A 26,484-nucleotide genomic window follows, 5' to 3' on the forward strand; every position below is an offset into this window, starting at 1 on the left:
TAAAATTTACTTCACTCCTTTCCACCATTGTTTAAATTCCTGATTTTCATTTTTTAGTTCGACTAATTCTCCAATCATTGGTGTGATTAAAGGAATTGGATTTGCTGAATTTGCATTCAGTTCTGTCACTCTGATTAATGGTTCATCCCAGGAATGCAGCGACAAAGAAAACTTTGACGAATGCACCGGAAATACTCTTTTTGCTTTTAGATCCAGCATCGCCTGTATAACATCTTCCGGCATATTATGAATGTATTTCCAGTTTTTATTGTATTGTCCGTTATCGATTAAAGCAATATCAAAAGGCCCGAATTTCTCGCCAATTTCTGCAAAATGCTTATCGTAACCGCTGTCTCCGCCCAAATACATTTTAAAATCGTTAGTTTCTAAAACAAAAGAAGTCCAAAGCGTATTACAGCGTTTAAAACTTCTGCCTGAAAAATGTCTTGACGGCGTTGTATAAAGCGTTAGATTTTTGTCTAACTCTATTTTTTCGTGCCAGTCTTTTTCGATAATATTTTCCGTTGGAAATCCCCAAAACTCAAAATGCGAACCAACGCCAAGTGCCGTGATTACTTTTTTGGTTTTTGGTTTTAATTTGAGAATCGTTTCATAATCTAAATGGTCGTAATGATCGTGTGTAAGCAGTAAATAATCAATTTCCGGAAGATCATCAACCGTGTAAATATCTGTTCCTTTAAATGATTTTGTTGTGCCCGAAATAGGAGAGGCGTTGCCGCTAAAAACGGGATCGATTAAAAATCGTTTTCCTTCAAGCTGAATATAATAAGACGAATGTCCAAACCAAACTAAAATGTCCTGATTGAGTGGAATTTCATATAAATTAGTTTTAATTGACGGAATTAAATCGGTAGGGGTTTTTCTATCGACTTTTTTGAAAATGAATTCAAATAAAACGCCTGCAAAACTAGCGCCTTCAGCAAGATCGGGTGTAAAGTTTTGGTTTTCGAATTTTCCGTTTTTATATTGAGGAGATTTTTCAATTAAAGCTAATCTTTCGCCGGAAGGCTTTTTTCCAAATTTTGGATGTTGTAAAAAATTGTAAACGATAAGAACTATTACTAATAATAGAATTAAGAATGTGATCATTTTTATTTTGAGGGATATAATTTTTGGACTTCTTCAATCGAAAGCAAAATTATCTTTTTTAAGATTTCGATGTCGATATCAGCTAATTTCTTGATATAAATACATGCTTTTGATACTTTGTATTTTCCCAGGTTTAAAAAAAGTTCTTCTCTCTTTTCTTCAGGTAAATAAAAATAAACTGTTGTAGCGGCTTTTCTGGGAGAAAAAGCAGCTAAAGGTGCGTCGCCTTCGTGTCCCGTGGCATATTTGTAATGATAAGTTCCAAAACCAATAATGCTTGGTCCCCACATTTTAGGTTCAAAACCTGTAATTGTTTTCATTATTTTTACCAATTCAAAAGCATCATTTCTTTTTGCTTCGCTATCTACAGCATTTATAAAATCAATAACACTGCTTTGGGTTTCTGCTGTTTTATTCTTTGCCATTGTCTTTTATTTTTGATGTACTAAATCGCTTTTCAGTAAAATATTTTTGATTTTAAATTCAGAAATATAAAACAAATTGCGGCTTTCGTTCATTTGGTTTTCTAACACAATTAAGCTGACATCGCTTTCCGGGAAATACAAATTTACGGAAGAAAACCCGTCGCCTAAACCCGTGTGGCCTATGTATTTTACAGCTTCTTTTTCGATAATTTTAATTCCGTAACCATAACCTTCATCTGCTTTTCCGAAGAAATCATGCTGTGCCGATATATTATATTTCAGCATTAATTGATACGTTTTAGGTTTTAGGATTTTTCCTTTATGTAGATTGTTATTCCAAACCGATAAATCATTTACGGTAGAAACGACTCCGTCGGCTCCTAAACTTTGTGGTGTAATCTGCGAAGTTTTAACAGGATCAAACTTTCCATTTGAGTTAAAATATCCTGTAGCTAAATTTTGGGTTTTATCTTTAGCATAGCAAAATGTATTGTTCATTTTTAATTTCTTAAAAAGAGCATTAGCCACTTCAGTATAACTTTTTTTGGTGCTTAATTCAACAATTTTTTCAGCAAGGCTAAAGCTTAGATTTCCGTAACTAAACTGAGTTCCGGGTTTAAAAGCCAAAGGTTTTTGCAAATCGACAATTCCGTGTGTATGATTTAAAAGCTGATGAACCGTAACAGAATCTGCCCAGGATTGGGTTAATTCCGGAAGATATTTTTTAATCGGTGATTGTAAATCGACTTTACCTTTTTCAACTTCCAATAAAAGTAAAACAGCAGCAACCTGTTTGCTGTTTGACATGATTTCGAATTGAGAGTTTACCGTTAAAGGTTTTTTGGTTTCAAAATTGGCAAAACCTTTTGCTTTTGAATATACTATTTTTCCATTTTTAGAAATCAAAACAACACCATTAAAAACAGGAGAAGTTGTATGCTCAACAATACTGTCAATCTTAGAAGTGTAATCATCTTTCTTTTGTGCAGATGAATGGCAGTATGACAAAAGAAAAGTCAAAAGTAATAAAGTGGGAATTTTGTATTTAATGTTCATTTTTTTTTTAGCCTCAGTTTTCAGTTTCGGTATTCAGTTTTCAGTCTCAGTTAATAATTTACAATTCACCATTTACAATTCACCATTAATTCAAAACATTCCATTTTCATTAACCGTTTCAGACGGAATTGGCTGTCCTAAATCCCAGAGCTCTATGATTTTATCTGATTCGAATTTGAATATATGAACTACGACAAATCCCAGATCAGTTGAATTTTGTTTTAAATGCGAATGTACTGCCACCAAATTATGTTCGGCTATGATATGATGAATTTTAAAAATCTTATTTGGATTTTTTCTTGCCGATTCTTCCATTGCCAGCATTAAAGTCTGGGCATCTCCTTTAAAATGAACATTATGATGCCTGAAATTTTCGCCCACATAAAGCCTGAACGCTTCATGCGGATGCCCGCTTGCAGCAAGTTTTAAAAAGTTTTCTACGATTTCTTTTTTAGTCATAATCTTCAGGATTAAACAGCAAACTAAGTTATGAAATTTAGAAGTACTTTTTTAATTAAAAAAACCTGAAAATTTTTATAAATCTTCAGGTTTTATCTGGGTTATATCGATACCTAATTTTGTGAATTCTTTTTGGCCTAAATCGGTAATATAAAAGTGTTTATCAGTTGGGTTTTTCTTAGCGATCCATCCTTTTTCTGCAAAAGTTACAGCGAGCAGCTGACCCAGTTTTCCGCCAATATGTTCGTAGCACATTTTTGCCGGTTTTTGTTTTGAAGGTTTCTCATTCATTTGCTGATTTTTAATATGCTGCTTTCTGCGTTTTTTTACAAACTAATTTCAACGCCAAATATGCCGTTGGAATATAAGCAAAAACCAAATCTACAAAGGTAAACCACATTGGTGCTGGCAGAGAGCAGACACTTACAATTCCGCCCAGTAAAAAGAAAGCTCCAATTACTAAGGCCAATTTCTTTTTATGATTAACAGCGATTAAAGCTGTTGTAACTGCTCCTGCAAATGTTCCGATTGCATGAGCCAGAAATGGAAAAATAAAATGCTGTACTTCAAATAAATGCATTGTTTTCTGCAAACCTTCCATTGTTGTATTGTCGACTCCATCTGGCGGTGGAATAATAGAGTTACTGATTAAAATAATGCTCATGTTAACAATACTTCCAATAATAATTCCGGCAATAACAGCCAAAGTATTCCTTAAAACGGGATTCATAATTTTGATTTTATTGTTACGAATATAGGAAAATTATGTGTGTTTAGTCCGATTTTTTTTAGTTGAATGACTGTCTGAATTCTAAAGGGGAAATGTTTGTTTTTGTTTTGAATAATTTACTGAATGACTGCTGATGTTCAAAACCTAATTCATAGGCAATTTCGCTTACAGATGAGTTTGTGGTCGAAAGTTTTTCTTTTGCTTTTTCGATCAGTTTGTCATGTATGTGCTGCTGCGTGCTTTGACCGGTAAGATGCTTCAGTAATCCGCTTAAATAATTAGGAGATACATTTAGATTCTCGGCAATAAACTGAACTGTTGGTAAACCTTTTTTCGATAGGGAATCATCATTAAAATGTTCTTCGAGCAATTTTTCTAAACGAGCCAAAATCTCATGATTGCTTATTTTTCGTGTAATGAATTGTCGGTTATAAAAGCGCTCAGAATAAGTTAGAAGTAATTCTATTTGTGCAATAATAACATCCTGGCTGAATTTATCGATATTAGACTGATATTCCTGCTGAATATTTTTCATGATATCAATAATCATTGTTTCTTCTTTATCAGAAAGATGCAATGCTTCGTAAACTGAATATCCAAAATACTCGTATTGTTTCATTTTCTGTGCAAGCGGCGTGTTCCATAAAAAATCAGGATGAACTAGTAATGAATATCCGGTGTGCTGTAATTCAGAATTTCCTTCAATAGAAAAAACCTGACCGGGCGCAATAAACAATAAAACGCCTTCTTTAAAATCATACTCCTGCTGTCCGTAACGCATTACGGCGTTAGCGTTTCTTTTTAATGCAATAGAGTAAAAATCGAGTATGAGGCTTTTAGGTTCCTGCTCGTTGAGAAATTTTAAATCCTCAAAATTATAAACGCTTACAAGCGGATGTTCAGGCTTTGGCAAATCCCGAAACTCATGAAATTCGCTGATACTTTTTATTCGATGTGGTTGTCGATTTGCCATAGCCTAAATTACCTATTTTTGATTATATATTGCTGCAAATTCTTTCGCATATTCTGCCAGCTTTGTTTTTCCTAAAACTGCCGGTTTGTTTTTATAATAATCTTCGCCCAATAAACCGCTGTAAAGTGCAGCGTACATTTCTACCAGACCTGCTGCGATTTTTGGCTGCATTCCTACCGAAATTAATCCGTTTAGGACTTCTTCATCGCTTATAAACTGCCATTTTAAATCTGGTTTTCCAATTGCTGTTCCTAAAATTTGAGCTGTTTCGTGTCCGTTTAATTCTTCACTGGCTACATAACGAACTTTTTTTCCGTCAAGCGGAGTTGTAAGCTCTTCGGCAATAGCTTCTGCAATATCATTTGGAGAAACCCACGGAATTAATTCATCGGCACCATAATTTGCCGAAATAAATCCTTGATTTTTAATCGCAGGAATGTAAGCGAGTAAATTGTAATAAAAAGAAGTAGGACGCATAAACGTAATCGAAACATCTGAAAGTTGATTTAAAACTGCTTCGATTTCGTTGTAACGCTGAATAATTCCTGATTTTTCTTTTAAATGTGCGCCAATACTGCTGAGGAATACAACGCGTTTTACACCAGATTGTTTAATAGCTTCGGCATAACTGTTTCCGATTTTGCGTGTAAAAACATCTAAATCTAAATTCGGGTCAAAATAATTGGCACGCGGAATCATGCAGTAAACGGCGTCTGCGCCTGTAAATGTTTTAGTTAAAAAATCTACATCTTCGACAGAACCAATAGCAGCTTTTGCACCTAAGGTTTCGATTTCTTGTGTTCTTTCGTTACTGCTGGCAATTACGGTAACGGAATGTCCTTTTTGGATTAATTCTTTTGCCAAAGGCTTGCTGATGTTCCCTAGAGAACCTGTAATTATAATTTTCATAAGTTCTAAATTTTGATGTTACAAAGTTGCGCAACATCAAAAATATAGGTGTAGCCAAATCTACTATTGTTGTAGCTTAAAAAAGGTTCTAAGTTACTGAGGTGCTAAGGTTCTAAGGTTTTGCTTTTGTGCCCACGGATTTTACAGATGAAATGGATTTTCACTAGTTACCTTTTTAGAATCGTTTTAATCCGTGAAACCCGTGGGCTAAATCAATCGCTTAATGTTCAGATAATTTTTTTTCGTTTTCGGTTTGGGGTTTTCCGGTTGCGTTTGGTTCGCCTTTTCCTGTTTCAATTAATTTTTTAAGGCTGTTTTGGATATAATTTGTCCAGGCATCACGGCATATTTCAAAACATTCATATTCTTGATTTAAACCAAAATGGGTAAAACGAAGTTCAGTTTTTCCATCTTTTTCAGTGATTTCAAAAGTTGGTTTTGTTCCTGTCCATTCCGTTTTATCTTCGGTAAATTTGAAATAGTTTTCTTCAACCAGCCAAACAATTTTCTGATTCGGAATTACTTCTGTCAATTTAATTTTACAGCGGTGAATATCTTCATAATGATAATTAAATTCATCATTTTGTTTCGCTGTATTTCCTTCAATTTCTTCTGACCACCAGCCGCGGACATTAGTAACGGCATTAAAAACTTCCTCCGGAGATTGATTGACTAATATTGCTGTAGTAAAATCTGATGCACTCATTTTTATGATTTTTAAGTTGTATATCAAATTTATTCTTTAAAAATCAATAAGTTAGGTTTTAATAAGACAATTATGAGGTGTATTTCGGACAAAGTTTAATCAGGAATTATTTGCTATTTAATTAGGCAAAACATTAATAACGACTCTTTCTGGAGAAATTGCTGCAATTTGTCTTTCGCATTTCCATTTCGATCCGCTTTCAATTCCTTCTAAAGTATTTCCGTTCTCTATAACATCGCCATATTCGAAAACATAATAAACATAGTTCCAAAGCAGATTTGCTATATCATTGGCTTCAAATTCCGAGAATTTAATTTGAAAATCTGCCAGTCCAAAAGAGTGAAGCCCAACGCTGTCCATTATCAATTCATTATTTTCAGAATCGCTGATATTATATAATCTTACATTGCAAAGCACATCCAGGATTGGTTTTTGTCCGCTTTCCCAATTTTCAATTAATTGTTCAGGATCTATTATTTTTTCTCCATGAAATGAATAAACTGCATTTGGCTGAGTTATTTTAGTTACGACAGCTAAAAAAGTCATATACAAATTTACTCTTTCTTTATAAGGTAAATTTCTAGACATAAAATCTGTAATTAGTATTTCATAATTACAATTTTCTGCAATTTGTTTTGCTTCTTCCCAATTCCAGTTTTGCTGAAAAGCAGCATCAGGTATTTCGATGTTAAATTTATTATCATCAGGAACTGCAATAAGACATTGTGCGGGAATTGTTGCATCTTCTAATTCAATTTTAAATTCGGGAAATTGAAATATAAAAGATTTATCCTGACTGATATTTTCGACTTGATTGAAATGTTTTTTTAATTCGATTAAAATTTCATCAGCGTCTATTTTTGGTTCGTCAACAAATAATAATTTACAATTAAGCATTTCCGGATAGTTTTCTAGTCTTTCTTCTGGTATATCTTTGGATTTATTTTTAAAAAAATTGAATGATTTCATTTGGTGAGCTGGATTTTAAATTTGAAGCGGTCTATTTTTGCTGAATGATGCAATTAGTAAATTAGTAATGTATAGCGGCGTTGCAATAAAAATAATAAGCAAAAGCTGGGTGGTTAAAATAACATTAATTAATTGGTAATCGTCAAATAATGAAAAAGCCATGTCTTTTGGGAATAATTTAAAATAAAGCATTACAAGCCAGTAACCGATAAAACTTCCTATCAAAATAACAGTATGTATTGCGGTTAAATATTTTAAAAGTTGTTTTTTTAATACTTTTTGAATGAACCAATATCCAAGTCCCATTAAAAAGAAGAGCAGGAAAAGAACAAGTGCAATATAAAAATGAGCAATAACAAAATAGGTATCATGAACATTAATGTCTAAAGTACTGTCTGAATTAATTATTCCAATTAATAAAATACTTATAGCGGTAATCCAGAATAGGTGATAAACTTTTATTTTTTGAAGATTCATGAAATAAAATATTTTTTACAGAAGAGATATATTTTTTCTGTACGAATATAAATAAAAAGATAATTGTTACTAAGAAAAGTGCTTCATTATCCCATCGTCTCATTCTCTAATTATCTCATTACATCCATTCTGGTTATTTTTTGATTATTTATTTCAAAAATAACGACTTGTTCTTTTTTAGTATCATCGCCATTTCGGCCAGAAACATATTCATGAAGTATTACTTTGTTATCAAAAAAAATGGATTTTATTATTTCGGCATTCAAATTTGGTGATTGTTTAAAAAGGTTGATAAACATTTCTTCACATTCTTTTTTCCCGTTTATTGCTAGTGTAAGGTCTTGAAAATTATAAACTTTTATATCATCACTATACAAAGACATCATTTGTTGTATGGATTTATTGTTAAAAGCTGACATTTGAATGTCGATAATTTCTTGTATTGTCATTATTCTGATTGTTTTAATTTGAAAGTTTTTCGAGTGCTTCGCTTAAGCTGTTTACAAAATTGATTTGTCGGTTTTTGTTGCTTTCAAAAATAAAGTCTTTTAGGCTCTTACTTTCAAATTTTTCAAAATCACCAACGATTGCTAAACGAACCCGAAAATTAGAAAACTTTTGAAGTATTTCGCCGGCAATTCCGTTTTTTAAATTAAAAAAAAGCGGCGTTATATTTTTTTCATAAATAATAATTTTGTCAAAGTCCTGATAATAAATATTGGCTACTAAATCAGAACCATCTTCTATGGAATTAATAATTGTGCTTTCGGTAACTACTTCTGCAATTTTGTTATTGTTTATGATATGGGTTTCTATTTTCATTTTTGGCTTTAGGTCAAATAATTTTTAATCTTGTCTACGGCTTCTTTAATCTGCGAAAAATGATTTTCCATCACCTTTTCCAGTTCTAAAGTTCCTCCGAGAATCAGCATTTCTTTATTTTCAAAGCGTTTTCCCAAACGATCTTCAAGCATTATGGTTTCCATACTTTGCGCCATTTTAATTTCGGTTAAAAAAGCATTTGGATGTCCCGCGGTACAGATTACAAGTCCAAACGGAATTGTTTTCATTTTCGGAAAATCGTCGGTTTGTCCATAAGCATATCCAACCGAAAAAACGCGGTCGAACCAGCCTTTTAGTTTTGCAGGACAATCGCTCCACCAAACCGGATATAGGAAAATAATACAATCGGCTTTTTCGATTTTTTGCTGTTCTGCTAAAACATCTTTTGAAATGAGAAGATTGAGTTTTACAAATCCTTCTCTTTCATATTCTTCTTCAGACATATCGCTTTGAAAATTGGAAGCATATAAATCTGAAACTTCAAAATTCCAGTTTTGTTTTGCTATAGCAGATTTTAATTGTTCTAAAACCTGAAATGTATAGGACTTTTTACTCGGATGGCTGTATACGATTAAGATATTCATTTTGATAGTTTTAGAAGTTATTAAAATAAAAAAGAGAACCTAAAGTTCTCTTAAATACGAAATTACGAATAAAATTCAAATACCTTATTCTTTGACAAACTCTAAAATATCTCCCGGCTGGCACTCCAGAACTTTACAGATTGCCTCGAGTGACATAATATTTTGATTTAAAATAAGTATGCAACAAATATAGTAACTTGTTGTTTATCAATAAATATTTATTGATTATAAGTTGTTAGTTTTGAATTGACAATTAGTAATTAACAATTCACAATTATTTAATACGTTCATATTCTGATGTTGAGCAATCAATACATTCTTGTATTAAATACAGTTTATTGTCAATAATTTCAAATGATCTGTCAAAATAAAAATCTTGTGTAATGGAATCACCTTTATCAATAACAATCATTTTTCTGTCTCCGCCAAAAACTGATTTTTTTGTTATGATAAAAAATTTCTGCTCTTGAGTGAGATTTCCGTTTGTATAGGTTTTAATTGTAGAATTCGAGATCTCAATTACAATCTTTTGATCTGAAGTTTCTGAGCTAGTTGGGCCTCCAAACCCGCCAGAAGTGCGAATCCAGCTCCATTTGCCTTCTAAGCGATTTTCGTCAGAGCGATTATCATCATTATCATTGCAGGAACAAAATACAGTTAAAATAAGGAGAAGTAAAATTTTTTTCATCGGTTTTAAGTTTAGGTTAGTTTATTTATAGATGAGAAAAAAGTTAAAGGGTTGCGTCAAAGTCTTTTAAAAGAGTAGTTGGGGTTATTTTAACCGAATCAAAACACCTTTGCGTTTTACGATATTTTTATAATCCCATTGAATGTTTCTTGCTTTATCGAGCCATCTTTTTAAATCGTCAATATTGATTTGATCTGAGCTTGTATAACGTGCTTCGGCCGCTTTAAAGCTTCCTTCATTTTGAAGTCCGCTTTCATCAAAAGACTGCCCGCTCCAAAAAAGCAGCCTGACAGAATCTTTTAATTTACTGTAACCAGCAACGGGATTTCCATCTAAAAACCAAACCGGATGCCGATGCCAGATTTTGCTTTCGGCTTCCTGAAGGGAATTATTAATTTCAATACTTAAAATATCACATATTTTTTTGTCTTCAGCGTTTTGTGAATCGTTGTATGCCTGAATTTCCAGATTCATAGTTTTTTATTTTTAATCAATTAATATCATTTGAAAGCTCAAATAAAATGTAGGTCCCGTTTTCAGAACGTCCTTTTTCTTTTTCAATAAATCCTATTTTGTTATAAAATTCAACGGCTTTGATGTTGTTTTCTAAGCATTTTAAAGTGAGCGGAAATTTAGTTTTTTGAATAGCTGCTTTCAATAATTCAGTTCCAATTTTCTGCCCTTGATATTCCTGATCAACATATAGATGATGAATGAAACTGTTGGGCATCCAGATCGAAATAAAACCAACTGGAATATCATTAATATGTGCAACTAAAATATATTCTCCTTGCGTATGTTTTTCAAAATCGTCTAATTTAAAATCTGATGTATCAAGCCACGAAAATGTTCTTTGTCTTTCTTTTAAAAATAGGATTTTTAAAGGTTCAAAATCACTTTTTGTAATTTCTGTTATTTTCATCAAATCGAGTTATTGTATTTTGTTTTAAAAATAAACTTTTTTGCCTAGAAAGATCAATTAAAAAAATGTTCTTATGAACCAGATTTTGCGTTAGGGAAGCGGCATCTCCCGATTAACAAAAACTACGGCTAAAAGCCTTCTTTTTCTAAATCGGGGAATAGCGTACAGCCCGGCCAAAGGAAACGGCCAAATTATTCTATTAATCGGTAATCCATTTTCCTTGTTCTTTGGCAATGTCAATTAACTTTTGTCCGTGTTGGGTCATTAAGTTCTCCTGAATCATGCGTTCGGCTCTTTCTATGTTGGGTTTACTCCATTTGCTGGTTTTTGGATTGCGGTGCGAAAAGGTGAGATAATAACTTTCGGCGTCGCGTTTTTTGCACAAACTGTCGATCCAGCCAAAACAAAGGGCTTCTTCTGTTGCTTCGATTAAATTTATGCTTTTGGTCTGGTTCTTTTTATGAAACAAAATCAGCCAGACCGATTTTTCGTTTACACTATTTTCTGTCAGCCATTTGCGCCAGTCAGCTCTGGTTTCGGCATATACTGCTAATTTTCCGTCTTTTGTTTCCATAAATCTTATTTTTTAGTAAAGGTAAAATGGCATTGTGACAACGGTTTGTCAGTAGTAAAAATAATATTAAAATATTGATTATTTGGTGTTTATGTATTTAAATCAAGTATTAAAATGTTTGTTGAAAGTAAGTGTAATATTGTTTACGAAATCTTTTGTGTACTGGCCGGTTTCGTCTAAATCCGGATCGAGAATTGTAATTTCAAGTCCGCTTAGTTTTTTACTTTCAAATAAATAGGAGGTAAGTTCATTAAATTCATCATAAGTTAAACCGTCTGGTGTTCTGCTGTCTACGCACGGCATAATATCGTCGTTAAGAACATCGACATCGATATGAAGCCAAAAGCCGTCTAAGTTTTTGTTTTCAACTTCTGAAAGAAATGTTTTTAGAGCATTTGCAATGCCTTGTTTTCGCAATTCCTGAAGACTTAGGTATGTTGCTGAAGATTTTCTGATTTCGTTTTCGTATTCATCATCGTATTCACGATTGCCAACGCACCAAAGGTTTTCTTCTTTTATATAAGGAGATAAATTAAGAATATTGGCTAATTTTTGATGTCCGTTTCCGGTAACAATTGAAGCTGCCATTCCGCCAACGCCGCCGGTTTCAGATAACGAAACATCCATAAAATCGGTATGGCCGTCGAGATAAAATAAGCCGTAATTTCCTTTTTGTTTTAAAGCCATTGCCGGACCTAAAAGAATACTGCAATCACCGCCCAAAATAAATGGAAATTTATTGGCACTAAGTAAATTGTTTATTAAATAAGCTTGTTCTCTGGCGTAGGTTACTAAGGAATCTGCGTTTAGAATATTGGTTTCCGGGTCTTTAAAATTTGAATATTTTGGAGGATCGACTCTTATGATGTTTTTTGGATTAATTGCTTTATGCAGATTATGTTTCCATAACCAATCCGGCAAACGATTTACGCCTGGTTCTTTTCCTGTTTGCGGTTCTTTCAGACCTAAATTAGAAGTGAATTCAACAATGCATATTTCTTTCATAGCGTTATTATTTACGGATAAAGTTATTAAAATTAATGCTGCTGTAAATTATTTTTAACAAACAGAAATCAAAAAATCCGAGGCGTTTTCACCAATCGGATTTTTGACATTTTATGATTTTCTCGTTAAATCTGTAATTAACAGCGGATTATTTTCTTTTAATTTATTGACCAATTCTTCGACTGTTCCGGGATTTTCTTTTATTGCTTCGTATTCGGCAGAAGTTATTCCAACTATTTGCAAAAAAGAAAGTTCACCGTGCGGCGTTTGTTTCTTTTCGATTTCAGGATCGGCAACGATTACCAAAGCTGTAATATCGGTTTTTGTATCTAGTCTTATAGGGCCATTTGCCGGCATATAATGAAATTCTTCAAACCAATTGCCGCTGTCAAAAACATATTTGGCAATGTTTTGTAAAAGAGCAATTACCCAGCTTGGGTTTCCGTTATCTGCTTCAAAAGGTTTTAACCTAAAAGTAAATTCAAATCCCCATTTGCTAAATTCGTCCTCGATTTTATTTTCGTCGTAGTATAATTCAGAAAATCCATAAGTTACAAAGTGAAAATGATCTGTTTGTTTTTTGCTTTCGTAAATGCTTACGCCGTCAAGCGGATGTTCTCCGCCAAGTATATAACTTATGGCTGGTGCAAAATGTTTGGGTTCCTGATTTGGATAAAGACGTTCAAATTCATTATCAATTTCAAGCCATCCTACAGCATCATCTTCTGAAAATTGTTTTTTGTATTCTTCTAATGTCATAATTTTCTTTTTATGATTAAACGAATACAATTTAAGATTTTTCGTTAAAAGAATAAATTAATATGTTTTTAATTTATTCATAATTTGATCAACGGCAAGTTCTAAACCTTTGCCATAATCTCCTTTTTTAAATTCGGGAACAGCATAGGTCGTAATGATGTTTTGAGTGTCGTTATCGCTTAGTTTATAACGGATAAGATCAATGCTTTGAACCTGAATTTGTCTTAACTCTTTACTTACTACGATTAGAATAGTGGGATCTAGTTTTGGATCTTTTGCCAGATATCTGTCTAATTCTAAAGCATAATCCGGGAAAGAAGTGTAAGGGTTTATTGTTGAAGTTGTTACAACCGTAATTTTGTAAAGAAATTGTTTTTCAAATGCCTTTAGAGTATTTGTGAGGTTTGTAATTTGATTTGAATTTAAGATTTTTTCGAAGTCATTTACGTAATCATAAGGTCTTGAAAAAATGTTTAGAGAGTCAGGAACTGTATTTTCTTTTTTTGTTTGAGAAAATAATATACTTGCTGGAAACAAGATTATTATAATAATGAAGAATATTTTTTTCATCGCAGGCGAAGATTAGATTTGGTGTCGCAAAAATACCACATTATTGGTTTAGGATAAAAAGATAAATTGATATTTATGTAAAGAAAAAAATCCGACCTGTTTTCACAAATCGGATTTTTAAATTGAAAATTATATATGACCGTAAAACGGTATATTTTTACAAGTGAATTACTTCGCCGTAAGCATCAGCCACAGCTTCCATAACAGCCTCGCTCATTGTTGGGTGAGGGTGGATAGATTTAAGGATTTCATGACCTGTAGTTTCTAGTTTACGAGCTACAACTGCCTCAGCAATCATATCTGTAACACCAGCACCAATCATGTGGCATCCTAACCATTCTCCGTATTTAGCATCGAAGATTACTTTTACAAATCCATCAGGAGTTCCGGCAGCTTTCGCTTTTCCTGAAGCTGAAAATGGGAATTTACCAATTTTTAATTCGTAACCTTTTTCTTTAGCTTGTTTTTCAGTTAAACCAACAGAAGCGATTTCAGGAGTTGCGTAAGTACAACCAGGAACGTTTCCATAATCGATTGGTTCTACGTGAAGACCTTTAATTTTCTCTACACAGTTAATTCCTTCTGCAGAAGCTACGTGAGCTAAGGCCTGACCTGGAGTAACGTCTCCAATTGCATAGTATCCCGGAATGTTAGTTTCGTTGTAAGCGTTTACTAAGATTTTATCTCTGTCAACTGCGATTCCAACTTCTTCTAAACCAATATTTTCGATGTTTGTTTTGATTCCAACTGCCGAAAGTACGATGTCAGCTTCAAGAACTTCTTCTCCTTTTGCAGTTTTAACAAATGCTTTTACTCCTGCACCAGTTGTGTCAATACGCTCAACAGATGAGTTCGTCATAACTTTAATTCCGGCTTTTTTCAAAGAACGCTCAAATTGTTTTGAGATATCTTCGTCTTCTACAGGAACTACGTTTGGCATAAATTCTACAATAGTAACGTCAGTTCCCATTGAGTTGTAAAAGTGAGCGAATTCAACTCCAATAGCTCCAGACCCTACAATAATCATAGATTTTGGCTGTGTTGGCAAAGTCATTGCCTGACGGTAACCAATTACTTTTACACCATCTTGTGGTAAGTTTGGTAACTCACGAGAGCGAGCTCCGGTTGCGATGATAATGTGATCAGCGCTGTATTCCGTAACTTTATTATCTTTATCTGTAACGTCTAGTTTTTTTCCTGGTTTTAGTTTTCCAAAACCTTCGATAACGTCAATTTTGTTTTTTTTCATTAAGAATTGAACACCTTTGCTCATCCCTTCTGCAACACCACGGCTGCGTTGAACAACAGCAGGAAAATCTTTATCGAATTCAGAAACTTTTAATCCGTAGTCAGAAGCGTGTTTTAAATAATCAAAAACCTGAGCTGATTTTAATAATGCTTTTGTTGGGATACATCCCCAGTTTAAACATACACCACCAAGGTTTTCTTTTTCAACTACAGCTACTTTAAAGCCTAATTGTGAAGCTCTAATAGCTGTTACATATCCTCCAGGACCACTTCCTAAAACAATAACGTCGTATTTCATTTTTTTTGTTTTTAGTATTAACTATCGAAAATGAGATTTATAATTCCGAAACTCACTTGCCGATTTTCTTTTGTTATTTGTGCTTGCGAATTTAATGATTTATTTTAAAAACAGTATCATGTAAAAAAGTAAAAAGGTAAAATGTGAGATGTTGATTCAATATCCTACATCTCACATTTTACCTTTAACATTAATAATTAACCATTTACAATTAATAATTAAACTTTCACATGTCCCCAGTTTTCGCCGCTGGCAATTCTGCGAATCTGCATTTCGCTTACGCCGAATTGTTTAGCGATCATTTTTAGACGTGTTTTTTGTTCCGGTCTTGCTAATATTTTCTTGATTAACATGACCTTTGTTGTTGTTAATTTTCGTCCGTCGGCTTTTAAGTTGTGTTCGATCAGGTTTTTCTTCGCCTGAATTACGCGTGGACTTTTGCGGCTGTGCGCCATCATTTCTTGTTTTGTTGCCCAGCGTAAGTTGCTGATATCGTCATTGCTTCTGTTGTAATCAAGATGCAGAACATAGGTTTGTTCTTCTGATTGTTTTGGAAGAAAATATTGAGCAACTAATTTGTAGAGAAATAAATATTTATTGATGATTTTGTCATCCTTTTTAACCTTAAATCTAAAAGTAGGATATCCATCGCTTAAACCGCCTTTTAAGATTCGGCCGTTTTCAATTTCATCAGTAAAGCTTATTAGTCTTCCTCTGTTTGAAATTGCGTATTTAAGTTGTAATGATGCATTTATTTCTATTTCTTTGAATTCTTCGTTAGGATAAAATCTGTTATGTGGCATTTTCTTTTTCATTTAAATTTTGTCTCTCAAAGATAAAGAATTCTGAAATGAAGAAAGTTATATTGTAAGTTACATAATATCAACTTTATGATTCTTATAACGCTATTTTAACTTTTTAGAATGATTTTGACACTTATTTGGTCAGTTTAAAACTTCAAATTGTGAATTATGCAGTTTTAGATTTTCCGCGAAAGCGCAAATTTTAGCATTTTTACGATTTAAAAAAATGACCAATTTTATTGATCAAGCCAGTTTTTGAAGTTATTGATTTCTTTTTTACTGATAATTATTGGATCGTTTTCGATAGGAGGAACCGTAAGAATGAGTTCGATTTTTTGATGCGAATGTTTTACGACTTCTTTTATAATATTTCGGTGTACGATATATTTTCGGTTTATTTTAAAAAAGATAAAAGGATCAAGGCTGTTTATAATATCTGTAATTGTGCTGTTGTACAAATAACTGTTTCCTGATTTTACATAGATGAATAAATGCTTTCCTGATGCAGCAAAATAGGTTATCTCAGATTCGTTTACTGAGATTAGTTTATAGCCGTGATTTACTAAAAAATGACGTTGTATTTTGTTTGTTTCAGGATTTTCGATGGCAACTAAAGACTGCAGTGTTGCATCGGCATTAAAACTGTCTTTTATTTTTTTGAATTTAGTTAAGGCTTCTAATAGTTCTTGTTCTTCAAAAGGTTTTAAAAGATAATCGATAGTAAAGTGTTTGAAAACCGAAATAGCGTAAGAGTCATAAGCGGTAACAAAAATAACAGGGCAGGAGATGGTAGCTTTCTCAAATATTTCGAGACTTTTCCCGTCACCCAAATGAATGTCCATAAAGGCTAAGTCAACATTGTTTTGTTTAAAAAAATCGACTGCTTCTTTTACAGATTTTAAAACTGCAATTTCGGCAATCTGTAAAATGTCCTGCTGTTCTAAAATTGACTTTAGGTAAGTGGATGCAAGATATTCGTCTTCGACAATGGCAATTTTCATTTTCCTTTTGAGATAAAGTTAAAAAGTTTCATTTTTAAGTGAGAAGCTCTTAAATGATTTTGCAAATATAATTGTCTATAGTTTTTTTACAACAAGTTTTTATAGGAGTTTGCAGTTTTGTTGTTATTTAATCTTTTTTGTTATGTTTCACATATTACTTGTGGTTCAAACGGCGGTTTACGGATTGTGAATATATTGTGTGCCCGTGGTTGAAACCACGGGCTATGTTTTTTTAGCTTTAATGAAAATCTATGTTTGTAATTTCAAATATTGCCTGTGGTTTCAACCACAGGGTACGTATCGCAAATATATCGTGTTTCAGCGTTTGAAACCGTTAGAAATGTCCTTGATATGAATAATGCAAAAGAGGCCCAGCTTTGCAACTGGACCTCTTTAAAAAAAAACAATAGGTATTTATAGATTGGGATTGTTTAATCTCGCGTCTGACGGGTAAATAATGGTATATCGCGGATCGTTTTGTATCAATGTATAATCTTCACCATTTACTGTGTGTACGATTTGTTTTTGAGATGTTCTTCTTAAATCAAACCAACGTTGTCCTTCAACAGCAAACTCACGGTGTCTTTCTTCGTAAATGAAATTTGTTAAATCTGCAGCATTCATTGCATTAACCTCAATTTCAAGTTGTACATAAGCTGCTGCTGTGTATCTGTTTTTGATGAAACTTAAAACAGTTGTTTTTGCATCAGCAATATTGTTCAGTTTTAATGAAGTTTCTGCTTTTGTTAAATATAACTCAGATGTTCTAAATGAACATTTTTGATCAGCATTTCCACCTTTTTGAATTCTGTAACGGCTTCCGCTTGCTAAGAAGTAAAGAGGAAAACGTAAATCAGTTGTTTTGCTGTAAGCAGCAATTAAATCTGATGAAGCGTATACAGTTCCTTTCAAGTTGTTTATTAAACCATCTTCAAGAGCTAGAATAGATTCTTTTGAATCGTATTTGGTAGCAAGAACTGGCGTAGCTTTTAAATCAATTAAAGTGCTGTTAATTGCCAATGCTTTGTTTGCTGCATCAAGCGATTTTTGCCATTGTTGTACGTATAAGTAAATACGGCTTTCTAAGCTGTATAAAGCAACTTTAGTAAAACGATAGTTTAAACCTTTTGTCTGAAAATCTTTGTTGATGAATTTTTCAGCCTCTTGAGTATCAGAAATAATTTGATCGTAAATTACTTCTACTGTCTGAGGTACGAAAGCCTGCTCTAAATCAATTTGTAAAGCTAAAGGAACTCCTTTGTCTGAACCTGCAGTTGCTGCATTATATGGTTTTCCGAAAAGGTTAATTAAATCAAAGTAAGCCATTGCTCTCAATGCATAAGCTTCTCCAATTAATTGATTTCTTTCTTCAGATACGTCTAATTTTTTAGACGCCTCGTTGATGATTACGTTCGTATAAAAAATAGTTTTGTATAAATCTGCATATTGAAAAGTAGTTGTAATACGATCCGGGTTTGCATCTTTCCAAATGTAAATATCTTTATAGTACGTAACGTCATCGCTAAATTCATTCATCGTTAATTCGTCTGTACGAACTGCCGTTAATGATTTGTGTTCAGGATATACGTCATATCCTTTTGTTAAAACTGCGCGGTACTGTTCTAATGTTTCCGGGATAACACGACCAACAGGTTGGATGTCCAGATAATCATCACAGCTTGTTACAGCAAGTGCTGCAGCAAAAAGTAGAATATATTTTGAGAATTTTTTCATCTTTAATTTTATTAGAAAGTTACATTACATCCTAAAGTAAATGACTTAGGAACTGGTTGTGCATAAATGTTTCCGAAAGTTTCCGGGTCAAAGTAACCTTTGTAATCAGAACTAATTACGAATAAGTTTCTAGCTTCAACATTAAGCCTGATGCTTGAAATGTTAATTTGATCTGTAAACGCTTTAGGGAATGTATAACCTAAACGCATACTGCTTAATCTCATATAACTCATTTCACTAACCCATGTATCTAAATAATTGTAAGTTGGAATTTGGTTTTGTCCAGAATACCATAGGTATGCCATATAAGAATCTCCTGTTCCTGAATCTTTACTAGTAATTCCTGGCAAGTTAGAAGATGTATTAGTTGGTGACCATGCATTTAAAATGTCTCTACTGTAATTTTGTCCTCTGTCTACGATTGTTCCATTGTATGGAGGAGTTCTTGTTACGGTTTGTTTGATGTTAAATGAAGCTGCAATTGTTAAATCAAAATTACTTACTTTAAAAGTATTGGTAATACCTCCTGTAAATTTAGGGTCTCTGTCTCCTAAATAAGTAAACAAATCTCTAAATTCAGCAGCTGATAAATTTGACTGTGCAAGTTCTCCGGGGAAAATATCTGCAAATGGATCATATAAACCAAAGAATGTCTGAGAGTTTACTGTTTCTCCTTTTTTGTTAACAAATAAAGGATATCCGTTTTCATCGATTCCGTTTGTTTTAAATCCAAAGACAGCATTTACAGGACGTCCTTCTCTGTTTGGCAGGTAATCTGTGTCACGAACTTCGATACGGTCTACATTACTTTTGTTATGAGAAAAGTTAATACTTGTATTCCATTGAAAGTTTGGACGATCAATATTTTTTGTAGACAAAGTAATTTCATAACCTTTGTTCGTTACTTGTGCCCAGTTCATATTAGTATACTCAAAACCATTTTCTAATGGAAGTGCTCTTAAACCAATTAAGTCAGAACTTTTTCTTCCGTATAAATCAGTTACAAGGCTAATACGGTTATTGAATAAACCTATATCAGCACCAACGTTAGTATTAGTTGTTTTTTCCCAACGTAATTTTTCATTTGGCGGGCTCTCAACATCAATAATCTGCTCATTTTGTCCAGGTAAAATAATAGTTGTACCATTAGTACCCATTACATAAGGAGAAGTGTTTTTATCAATATTTCCTTGTAAACCATAAGAAGCACGAAGTCTTAAGTTAGAAAGTGTTAAGTTATCTTTTAAGAAATCTTCTTCAGAAACTGCCCAAGAAGCAGATGTTGACCAAAGTGGTAAATATTTGTATTTTGGATCTACACCAAATAAATCAGAACCATCGTATCTCACACTTCCAAATACACTATATTTTCTGTTGTAAGTATAAGAAGCAGTAGCAAAGAAAGAAGCAAAAGCATTTTCATTCTCAGTTTTAGCATACTGTCTATAATCTGCGTTTTTAGCAAAGTTAGTATTAGGGAAAATGATTTGCTGAGTTGTTAAGTTCTTCTCATCAAAACCAAATCCTTTAGTTGCAATAGATGTTGTGTAGTTTCTTCTTAACTCATTACCAACCATTGCTTCGATTTCGTGTTTTTCAGCAATTTCAGTTTTATAACTCACCATTGTTTTTAAGTTATACTGAAAAAAGTCTGTATTAGAGTTTTGAATAATACCACCTTCTGGAAGGAAATAATTGTAAGCTCCGTTAGTAAAATAACGTGATTTTTCTTTTTGTTTTCTTGTGTAATAAGTTTCTTTTCCAGCAAATTTCTCACTAGCTGTATTGTCTAATTGTAAACCTAATTGAGAGCTTACTTTTAAATCATTAGTAAGTTTATATTCAGCATCTAATAGCGCTTTAATAGCTCTTGTTTTTAAATCGTAAGAAGTATTTGCTCTTTCTTCTAATATATTAAAAGGTACGTAACGATCAGAATAACCAGCTATGTCCGGGTCATATTTGTAACTTCCATCTGCATTGTATGGAGTTAAATATGGATTTACGTTTCTTGAGTAATTAGATGGATTTGTAAACGCATCTGTATCTGTAAGGTAAGATGTAGTTTTGTTTTCAGAACCAAAAATTCCAACACCAACTTTAAACTTATCTGTTATTTGGTAATTGTTTTTTAATGTTAAGTTGTAACGTTTGAAACCAGTTCCAATAGTTGCTCCTTTTTCATCATAGTATCCTAAAGAGAAATAGTAATCAGATTTTTCTCCACCACCAGATAGACTTAAACCGTGTTGCGTGTTGATAGCAGTTTGGTATAATAAGTTACCCCAGTTTGTGTTATTTCCTCTTAAAGAATTGATTGACTCTTGTGTTGCAGGGCTTAAAGCAGAAAATCCGCCAGCTCTGTAAGCATCTAACTCACCAGATCCGTTTAAAAGACGAGAAATATCTCCACCAGTATCTCTGTAAGTCAAATCTGCACGGCTCGCCATATTAAGTTCTAAATCAATTTTCTCGTTTGAGTTCATTAAGTTTAATTTAGAAAACTGAGGTCTTTGCGTGATAAAAGTATTAGTATTGAAACTTACAACCATTTTACCAGCTCTACCTTTTTTAGTAGTTACCACGATTACACCGTTTGCAGCACGAGCACCATAAATAGCCGTTGCAGCAGCATCTTTTAAAATCGTAATATCTTTAATATCATCCGGATTTAAACCTGCAATAGAGTAGTTGTTTAATACGTCGATATTGTCTTTGTCAAAGTTTTTAGGAACTTCATTTCCTTCTAATGGTAAACCATCCAATACCCATAAAGGATCTTGTGTACCGTTAAGAGAAGCTGTACCCCTGATTCTGATTTTCGCAGGCGCTCCAGGTGCTCCAGATGGCGTGCTTACAGCAACCCCGGCAATTTGTCCTACCAATAATTGGTCAATACTAGAAACCCCTGTTTGCTGAATTGCAGACATGTCGATTTTAGAAACCGCAGCAGTAAGTTTTCTTTTCTCAATTTTTTGATAACCTGTTACAACAACCTCCTGAAGTTTTGCAGTTTCAGATGTTAAGTTGATCGTATAATTTTTTTGAGCAGAAAGTTCAAGGGTATACGATTTGTAGCCCATGAAAGTAACTCTCAAAGAAGTAATATTTTTTGAAATTTTCAAGGTGAATTTACCGTCGAAATCTGTAGTAGTTCCGATTCCTTCACTTTGAATAATACCTGCCATAGCAGTTTTATTTGAGATCGAATTATTCTCAACAAAGATCGATGCACCAGGAATTGGCGACAAGTCGGCTTCATCTTGAATGATCCCCGTAATAGTTCGGGATTCCTGCGAATATCCTGCGATGGCCAGGAACAGCAGTAGGGCATGTAGAATTTTTTTCATGTTTTGGGTTTGGGTTATGTATTAAAAGGTTGTATTGTTCAAAGCTTTGTCGATTCGTTGTATTAAATCGCGGTAATGATTCTGGGTCGATTGATCTCCGGTACTTCTTTTTGTTCTTAATAATTGAAGTACTTTACTCAATTCTCCTTTTTTGTCTGAAGTTACTTCTGTAACTCTTTTTAAGAAAGATTGATTGATGTTTCTTGCCATATGTTCATCATCTAAATAACTGCATAAATTCGGCATATTTAAGGTCTGTAGAATTTCGATTGCTTTTTTAGGTTCTGTTTTTTCAAACAATTTATTTGTTGAAACAATCAAAATATCAACATAATTTTTTTGTGTCATTCGCTCTAAAATGCTCAACGATTTGTTTTGAATAGTTCCTGCAAATACACTTTGATGTAATTTTTGGAATAAATCATTTACGGTAAAAACCTTTTCATTGGTTTTATTTCGCTGATACAATTCGTTTTCTGTCATTCGAAGCAAACGGTCATCATTCAATAAATCATACAAAATACCATATTGCATTCCTCTTGAAAGAGTATATGGAGTGTATTCATAAGGGCCTAGAGGTGAATTTTCTAATGGATTTGTTTTGTCTAAAATCTCATTAAAAAATAACCATTGCGGAATTGTAACTACATTTTTAACTATAAAATCGGCTGCTCTTTTCTGCATGGCTGCCGGTACCGGAATATAACTTTGTTTGTTGTCGCCATGAACTGTCGTATTAAGATAAATACCTCCAATATTGCTCATGACATGAGAGTTATATGTTTGCCACTGCCCAATACTTCCTATATACAGTTTGCCGGTTTGATAGTATGAACGGTCTTTGTCGTAAGTCCAGTTTAAGATATTGTCTACAACACGTTTTAAGTTTTTTAAGCCATATTCGCTTGCTTTAACGGCGTCGTTTCCTAAATCTTCAGACTGTGAACGCGGATCAATTATACTTGCCTGCTGTTCTCCATAAAAATAAATGGGGTCATTTTGATGTTTTGTAATTAAGGCGTTTAGTTTTGCTGTTTCGTTTTCGTTAGGCGAGTACCATCTGTAACCCCATTCAATAGCATATTTATCGTATTCTCCAATTTTTGGAGTAATTACCGTGACACTATCTTCTGGCTGCGCAACGTAATTATAACGGGCATAATCCATAATTGAAGGTGCAGTTCCGCCCATTTTTGCTGTAAATTCTTTAGAACGTAAAGACTCAACATCATAAGCAAAAGAAGAACCCATATTGTGTCTTAAACCAAAAGTGTGTCCAACTTCATGAGACGATACAAAACGAATTGCTTCTCCCATGTGTTCATCACTAAATACATTTCCTCTCGCTTTTGGGTCGATTGGCCCGGTTTGAATACGCATCCAGCTTTGAAGCGAAGTCATAACATTGTGCCACCAAATAATGTCGGCTTCAATAATTTCTCCGCTTCTTGGGTCAACAACCGAAGGGCCCATAGCATTGGATTTTGGTGATGCCGCATAGGTAATAACCGAATAACGTACATCATCAATGTCAAAGTCTAAATCTTGTTCAGTAGGTTCTTTTGCAATAATTGCATTTTTAAATCCCGCTCTTTCAAAAGCAACCTGCCAATCGTGTACGCCTTCAATAATATATTTTCTCCACTGTTTTGGGGTCGATGGATCAATATAATACACGATTGGTTTTTTAGGTTCTACTAATTCACCTTTCAAATATCGTTCTTCATCTTCTTTCTTTGGTTCTAAACGCCAGCGGGTAATCAATTCTTTTTCAAGCATTGCCTGCTGTGCATCGGCAAAATACCAATGCTTTTCAGAGAAGAAACCAATTCGGTTATCAGAAAAACGAGGTTTCATTGGAGTTTTATCCAATAAAATAATATTACTTGTCACGCCAAGCGTAATCGGTAATGACGATACGCCATCGCTGAAAGAAGTTGTCAGCTGCGATTTTACTACAATATTTTTAGGGAAAGCTTTTAAACTTTCTATATATGATAAGTCAGATTTTACAGAACCTCCAATACCAATGTTGCTCAAAACATCATTGAAGCTTTTTTGTTTTCCGTCAAAAATCTTGTTTACTTTAATAACTACAGCGCTCGAATCGTTGTTTTTAGTTTCAATATCGAAAACTTCAATAATAGATTCTGAGAAATTATCAATTACAGATGCTGTAATGGCATCTTCTTTTGGTGAAGAAACTTTAGGAACATATGTTTTTATCCAAACTTTCTTTGCAATTGTATCTTTATAAAAGGAAATAATTTTGTTTTCATAATTCATTCCTTTATTTAAACCAGCTTCGTTAATCTGAAAAGGAACTTGTGATAATTTGTTTACAACCAGAAATTCTCTTTTAAACAAACTATCCTGAATTTCAAAATAAACATCAGTTTTAACCTGAATGATATTGAACAGTCCTTTTTTTAATGTGCCCTTTTTTATAAGGTCACTATATTTTTTTCCTTTTTTGGAATCAGTAGAATCTTTTACAACTTCAGTCTCTGTTTCTTTTTTCTTTTTCTTTTGCGAAAGAACTGTAACAGGAATGAATAATAATAAAATTAGTAAGCAAAGTAATTCTACATTATGTAGGAATGCCTTTTCCCTCATTTTGGTGTTAAGTTTAAGTTAATTTTCATCGAAACTATTCGAATTTAGTTCAGAAAAAAAACAAAACGGAGTGAATGGCTTTTTTTTAGGAGTGAATGGATATTAAAGGTAAAATACAAACGAAATTGCCGTCTTTTTCTGAGGTTTTTAAATTGGTTCTGGAGTAGAAAGTATAGATGCTCGAAAGGTATTTTAAACCAAAATTAGTGCTGGGTTCACTGTGAGCCTTTTTTTGGAGATTATTGCTGATAATTACCTGATCTTTTTGAATCAAGATTTCTGTTGTCAACGGATTTTCCTGCGTTGCCATATTATGCTTAATAGCATTTTCTACCACAACCTGAAATGCCAGATACGGAATAAATTTTTCTAAAGCTTCTTCGTCTTCGATTTTTATCGAAAAGAACAATTCTTCCTTAAAACGGGTTTGCTGTAAAAAGATATATTTCTCAATAAACAGTAATTCATCTTTAAGTGAAACGACATTTTTTTCTGGCGGATCAATTAAATAACGATAAATACGAGAAAGATTCAATGTGAATTTCTGTGCCGTTTTTACATCGCTTCCCACTAACATATATAATGAGTTAAGCGAATTGAATAAAAAGTGGGGATTTATCTGCTCTTTTAAGTGCTGGAGTTGAATAAGTGCTTTTTCTTTTACGATTTTTTCGTTCTCAACCAGAAGTCGGTTTTTTTCTTTAATTGCAATTCCTTTTTCTCGGTACGCACGTCTATTGGCATACGAGAATAAATAGAAAATCAGCAAAAGCATTATTGTTGTAATTGAATATATCCATGTTGAATATTTTTCAATTAACGCTGTATTTTCGTTAATAATATTTTTGGGGAAACTGACACATACAAACCAATGTGAATTTCTAAGGTCTAATTTTTTTGTAAATCGAACAACATCCAGTCCTAAATATTCAGACATGGTAACTCTTTTTACATAATCCTGCTTTTTAGGAAATATAGTGTCAATTGCACGGGTAGAAGAAACCTCATAAATATTTTTTCCTATAAAATTCAATTCAGGATGATAAATACATCTTCCTGATTTATCAAATATAAAAGCATAATTGTTAGTCGATTTGATATTATCTATGCTGGAAAAATAATCAACAAGTTTTTTTAAGTTGATATCGTAACCATAACGAACAATCGTGTTTTTTGAAGTAAGTCTAAAATAAATTCTCCAGACCCATTCTTTTCCCTGCGGAATAATAACACTGATGTGATCCTGATCTTTATTTTTTTGGATAAAATCTTCTGCATCTTTTTTTAGAACATCCGAAATAGAATCTGTTCCAAACTGAATTTTATTATCGTTTATCTGAAACCAATTATCGGCTACCAATAAATTGGTGTTTTGAACCGAAGTCAAAACATGTAAGTTAGAAGCCAGTTCTTCTGGTTTACTTATTTTTAAAACGTACTTTATTCTGTTTTCCTGTTCCAGAAATTTCGAGAATTCCTGCGAAAAAAATTCCTGCTTTTTAATAAAGTTACGCTGTGCTGACTCTTCATTCGCTTTTTCGGTAAGATCAGTAATCAAATTACTTAATATATATACAGAAGAAACAGTAATGACAATAGTGACGCCTATATAAATTAAAAAGGCACGTCGGGATGTTATTTTTTTTAATCTAAATCTCAAAAAGCATTTATAATT

29 protein-coding genes are annotated in these 26,484 nt (G+C 33.1%); all 29 read right to left on the reverse strand.

The window, feature by feature from the left end:
* Positions 1 to 6: 6 nt before the first annotated feature.
* A complete protein-coding gene (locus tag ASD98_RS08100; RefSeq protein WP_056202521.1) occupies positions 7 to 1,110 on the reverse strand; it encodes an MBL fold metallo-hydrolase in 1,104 nt (367 codons plus the stop codon).
* A gap of 2 nt (positions 1,111 to 1,112) precedes the next feature.
* Positions 1,113 to 1,535, reverse strand: coding sequence for a DUF1801 domain-containing protein (locus ASD98_RS08105; RefSeq protein ID WP_056202524.1), 423 nt, complete (start codon positions 1,533 to 1,535; stop codon positions 1,113 to 1,115).
* A 6-nt stretch (positions 1,536 to 1,541) separates the two neighbouring features.
* Positions 1,542 to 2,591 (reverse strand): serine hydrolase, encoded by a 1,050-nt coding sequence (locus ASD98_RS08110; RefSeq protein WP_056202527.1) that lies wholly within the window; start codon positions 2,589 to 2,591, stop codon positions 1,542 to 1,544.
* 90 nt (positions 2,592 to 2,681) lie between these two features.
* A complete protein-coding gene (locus ASD98_RS08115; protein WP_199866277.1) occupies positions 2,682 to 3,050 on the reverse strand; it encodes a nuclear transport factor 2 family protein in 369 nt (122 codons plus the stop codon).
* A gap of 75 nt (positions 3,051 to 3,125) precedes the next feature.
* Positions 3,126 to 3,341, reverse strand: a complete 216-nt coding sequence (locus ASD98_RS08120; protein ID WP_056202533.1) for a hypothetical protein — start codon at positions 3,339 to 3,341, stop codon at positions 3,126 to 3,128.
* A gap of 10 nt (positions 3,342 to 3,351) precedes the next feature.
* Entirely contained in the window at positions 3,352 to 3,780 is a 429-nt protein-coding gene (locus tag ASD98_RS08125) for a hypothetical protein (protein ID WP_056202535.1), read from the reverse strand.
* Between the two features lie 58 nt (positions 3,781 to 3,838).
* The gene (locus ASD98_RS08130; RefSeq protein ID WP_056202538.1) at positions 3,839 to 4,753 is read right to left on the reverse strand and encodes an AraC family transcriptional regulator; all 915 of its coding nucleotides are present in this window, start codon (positions 4,751 to 4,753) and stop codon (positions 3,839 to 3,841) included.
* Positions 4,754 to 4,765: 12 nt separating this feature from the next.
* A complete protein-coding gene (locus ASD98_RS08135; protein WP_056202540.1) occupies positions 4,766 to 5,662 on the reverse strand; it encodes an NAD(P)H-binding protein in 897 nt (298 codons plus the stop codon).
* A gap of 220 nt (positions 5,663 to 5,882) precedes the next feature.
* Positions 5,883 to 6,368 (reverse strand): SRPBCC domain-containing protein, encoded by a 486-nt coding sequence (locus tag ASD98_RS08140; RefSeq protein WP_056202543.1) that lies wholly within the window; start codon positions 6,366 to 6,368, stop codon positions 5,883 to 5,885.
* Positions 6,369 to 6,485: 117 nt separating this feature from the next.
* Positions 6,486 to 7,337, reverse strand: coding sequence for a DUF4261 domain-containing protein (locus ASD98_RS08145; protein ID WP_056202545.1), 852 nt, complete (start codon positions 7,335 to 7,337; stop codon positions 6,486 to 6,488).
* Between the two features lie 15 nt (positions 7,338 to 7,352).
* Positions 7,353 to 7,814, reverse strand: coding sequence for a cbb3-type cytochrome c oxidase subunit I (locus tag ASD98_RS08150; RefSeq protein WP_056202549.1), 462 nt, complete (start codon positions 7,812 to 7,814; stop codon positions 7,353 to 7,355).
* A 110-nt stretch (positions 7,815 to 7,924) separates the two neighbouring features.
* Positions 7,925 to 8,263: a nuclear transport factor 2 family protein gene (locus tag ASD98_RS08155; RefSeq protein WP_056202552.1), complete on the reverse strand. Its 339-nt coding sequence runs from the start codon at positions 8,261 to 8,263 to the stop codon at positions 7,925 to 7,927.
* Between the two features lie 13 nt (positions 8,264 to 8,276).
* Positions 8,277 to 8,636 carry a DUF4180 domain-containing protein gene (locus tag ASD98_RS08160; protein ID WP_056202554.1) on the reverse strand — a complete coding sequence of 120 codons (360 nt, stop codon included), beginning with the start codon at positions 8,634 to 8,636 and terminating at the stop codon, positions 8,277 to 8,279.
* An 8-nt stretch (positions 8,637 to 8,644) separates the two neighbouring features.
* Complete coding sequence (locus tag ASD98_RS08165) at positions 8,645 to 9,241, reverse strand: NAD(P)H-dependent oxidoreductase (RefSeq protein ID WP_056202557.1); 597 nt, start codon at positions 9,239 to 9,241, stop codon at positions 8,645 to 8,647.
* A gap of 84 nt (positions 9,242 to 9,325) precedes the next feature.
* Positions 9,326 to 9,397 (reverse strand): helix-turn-helix transcriptional regulator, encoded by a 72-nt coding sequence (locus tag ASD98_RS23690; RefSeq protein WP_082577823.1) that lies wholly within the window; start codon positions 9,395 to 9,397, stop codon positions 9,326 to 9,328.
* A gap of 118 nt (positions 9,398 to 9,515) precedes the next feature.
* Positions 9,516 to 9,929, reverse strand: a complete 414-nt coding sequence (locus ASD98_RS08170) for a hypothetical protein (RefSeq protein WP_056202561.1) — start codon at positions 9,927 to 9,929, stop codon at positions 9,516 to 9,518.
* 84 nt (positions 9,930 to 10,013) lie between these two features.
* Entirely contained in the window at positions 10,014 to 10,403 is a 390-nt protein-coding gene (locus ASD98_RS08175; protein ID WP_056202564.1) for a DUF1801 domain-containing protein, read from the reverse strand.
* Between the two features lie 16 nt (positions 10,404 to 10,419).
* A complete protein-coding gene (locus ASD98_RS08180) occupies positions 10,420 to 10,851 on the reverse strand; it encodes a GNAT family N-acetyltransferase (RefSeq protein ID WP_056202567.1) in 432 nt (143 codons plus the stop codon).
* A 199-nt stretch (positions 10,852 to 11,050) separates the two neighbouring features.
* On the reverse strand, positions 11,051 to 11,425 hold the full coding sequence (locus ASD98_RS08185) for a YdeI family protein (protein WP_056202571.1): 375 nt from the start codon (positions 11,423 to 11,425) through the stop codon (positions 11,051 to 11,053).
* A 102-nt stretch (positions 11,426 to 11,527) separates the two neighbouring features.
* Positions 11,528 to 12,430, reverse strand: coding sequence for an arginase family protein (locus ASD98_RS08190; protein ID WP_056202575.1), 903 nt, complete (start codon positions 12,428 to 12,430; stop codon positions 11,528 to 11,530).
* A gap of 111 nt (positions 12,431 to 12,541) precedes the next feature.
* The gene (locus ASD98_RS08195) at positions 12,542 to 13,189 is read right to left on the reverse strand and encodes a suppressor of fused domain protein (protein WP_056202578.1); all 648 of its coding nucleotides are present in this window, start codon (positions 13,187 to 13,189) and stop codon (positions 12,542 to 12,544) included.
* 57 nt (positions 13,190 to 13,246) lie between these two features.
* Positions 13,247 to 13,759 carry a YgcG family protein gene (locus ASD98_RS08200; RefSeq protein ID WP_056202580.1) on the reverse strand — a complete coding sequence of 171 codons (513 nt, stop codon included), beginning with the start codon at positions 13,757 to 13,759 and terminating at the stop codon, positions 13,247 to 13,249.
* 157 nt (positions 13,760 to 13,916) lie between these two features.
* A complete protein-coding gene (lpdA, locus tag ASD98_RS08205; RefSeq protein WP_056202583.1) occupies positions 13,917 to 15,305 on the reverse strand; it encodes a dihydrolipoyl dehydrogenase in 1,389 nt (462 codons plus the stop codon).
* 218 nt (positions 15,306 to 15,523) lie between these two features.
* Positions 15,524 to 16,108 (reverse strand): HNH endonuclease, encoded by a 585-nt coding sequence (locus ASD98_RS08210; RefSeq protein WP_056203291.1) that lies wholly within the window; start codon positions 16,106 to 16,108, stop codon positions 15,524 to 15,526.
* A gap of 236 nt (positions 16,109 to 16,344) precedes the next feature.
* Positions 16,345 to 17,109 carry a LytTR family DNA-binding domain-containing protein gene (locus ASD98_RS08215; RefSeq protein ID WP_053471709.1) on the reverse strand — a complete coding sequence of 255 codons (765 nt, stop codon included), beginning with the start codon at positions 17,107 to 17,109 and terminating at the stop codon, positions 16,345 to 16,347.
* Positions 17,110 to 17,523: 414 nt separating this feature from the next.
* Positions 17,524 to 18,843: a RagB/SusD family nutrient uptake outer membrane protein gene (locus ASD98_RS08220; protein ID WP_056202585.1), complete on the reverse strand. Its 1,320-nt coding sequence runs from the start codon at positions 18,841 to 18,843 to the stop codon at positions 17,524 to 17,526.
* Positions 18,844 to 18,854: 11 nt separating this feature from the next.
* On the reverse strand, positions 18,855 to 22,193 hold the full coding sequence (locus ASD98_RS08225) for a SusC/RagA family TonB-linked outer membrane protein (RefSeq protein ID WP_056202588.1): 3,339 nt from the start codon (positions 22,191 to 22,193) through the stop codon (positions 18,855 to 18,857).
* Positions 22,194 to 22,214: 21 nt separating this feature from the next.
* On the reverse strand, positions 22,215 to 24,809 hold the full coding sequence (locus ASD98_RS08230) for a zinc-dependent metalloprotease (protein WP_056202592.1): 2,595 nt from the start codon (positions 24,807 to 24,809) through the stop codon (positions 22,215 to 22,217).
* A gap of 85 nt (positions 24,810 to 24,894) precedes the next feature.
* Complete coding sequence (locus tag ASD98_RS08235; protein WP_056202594.1) at positions 24,895 to 26,469, reverse strand: histidine kinase; 1,575 nt, start codon at positions 26,467 to 26,469, stop codon at positions 24,895 to 24,897.
* Positions 26,470 to 26,484: the final 15 nt, after the last annotated feature.

This window comes from Flavobacterium sp. Root186 (genome assembly GCF_001428525.1).
Taxonomy (GTDB): Bacteria; Bacteroidota; Bacteroidia; order Flavobacteriales; family Flavobacteriaceae; genus Flavobacterium.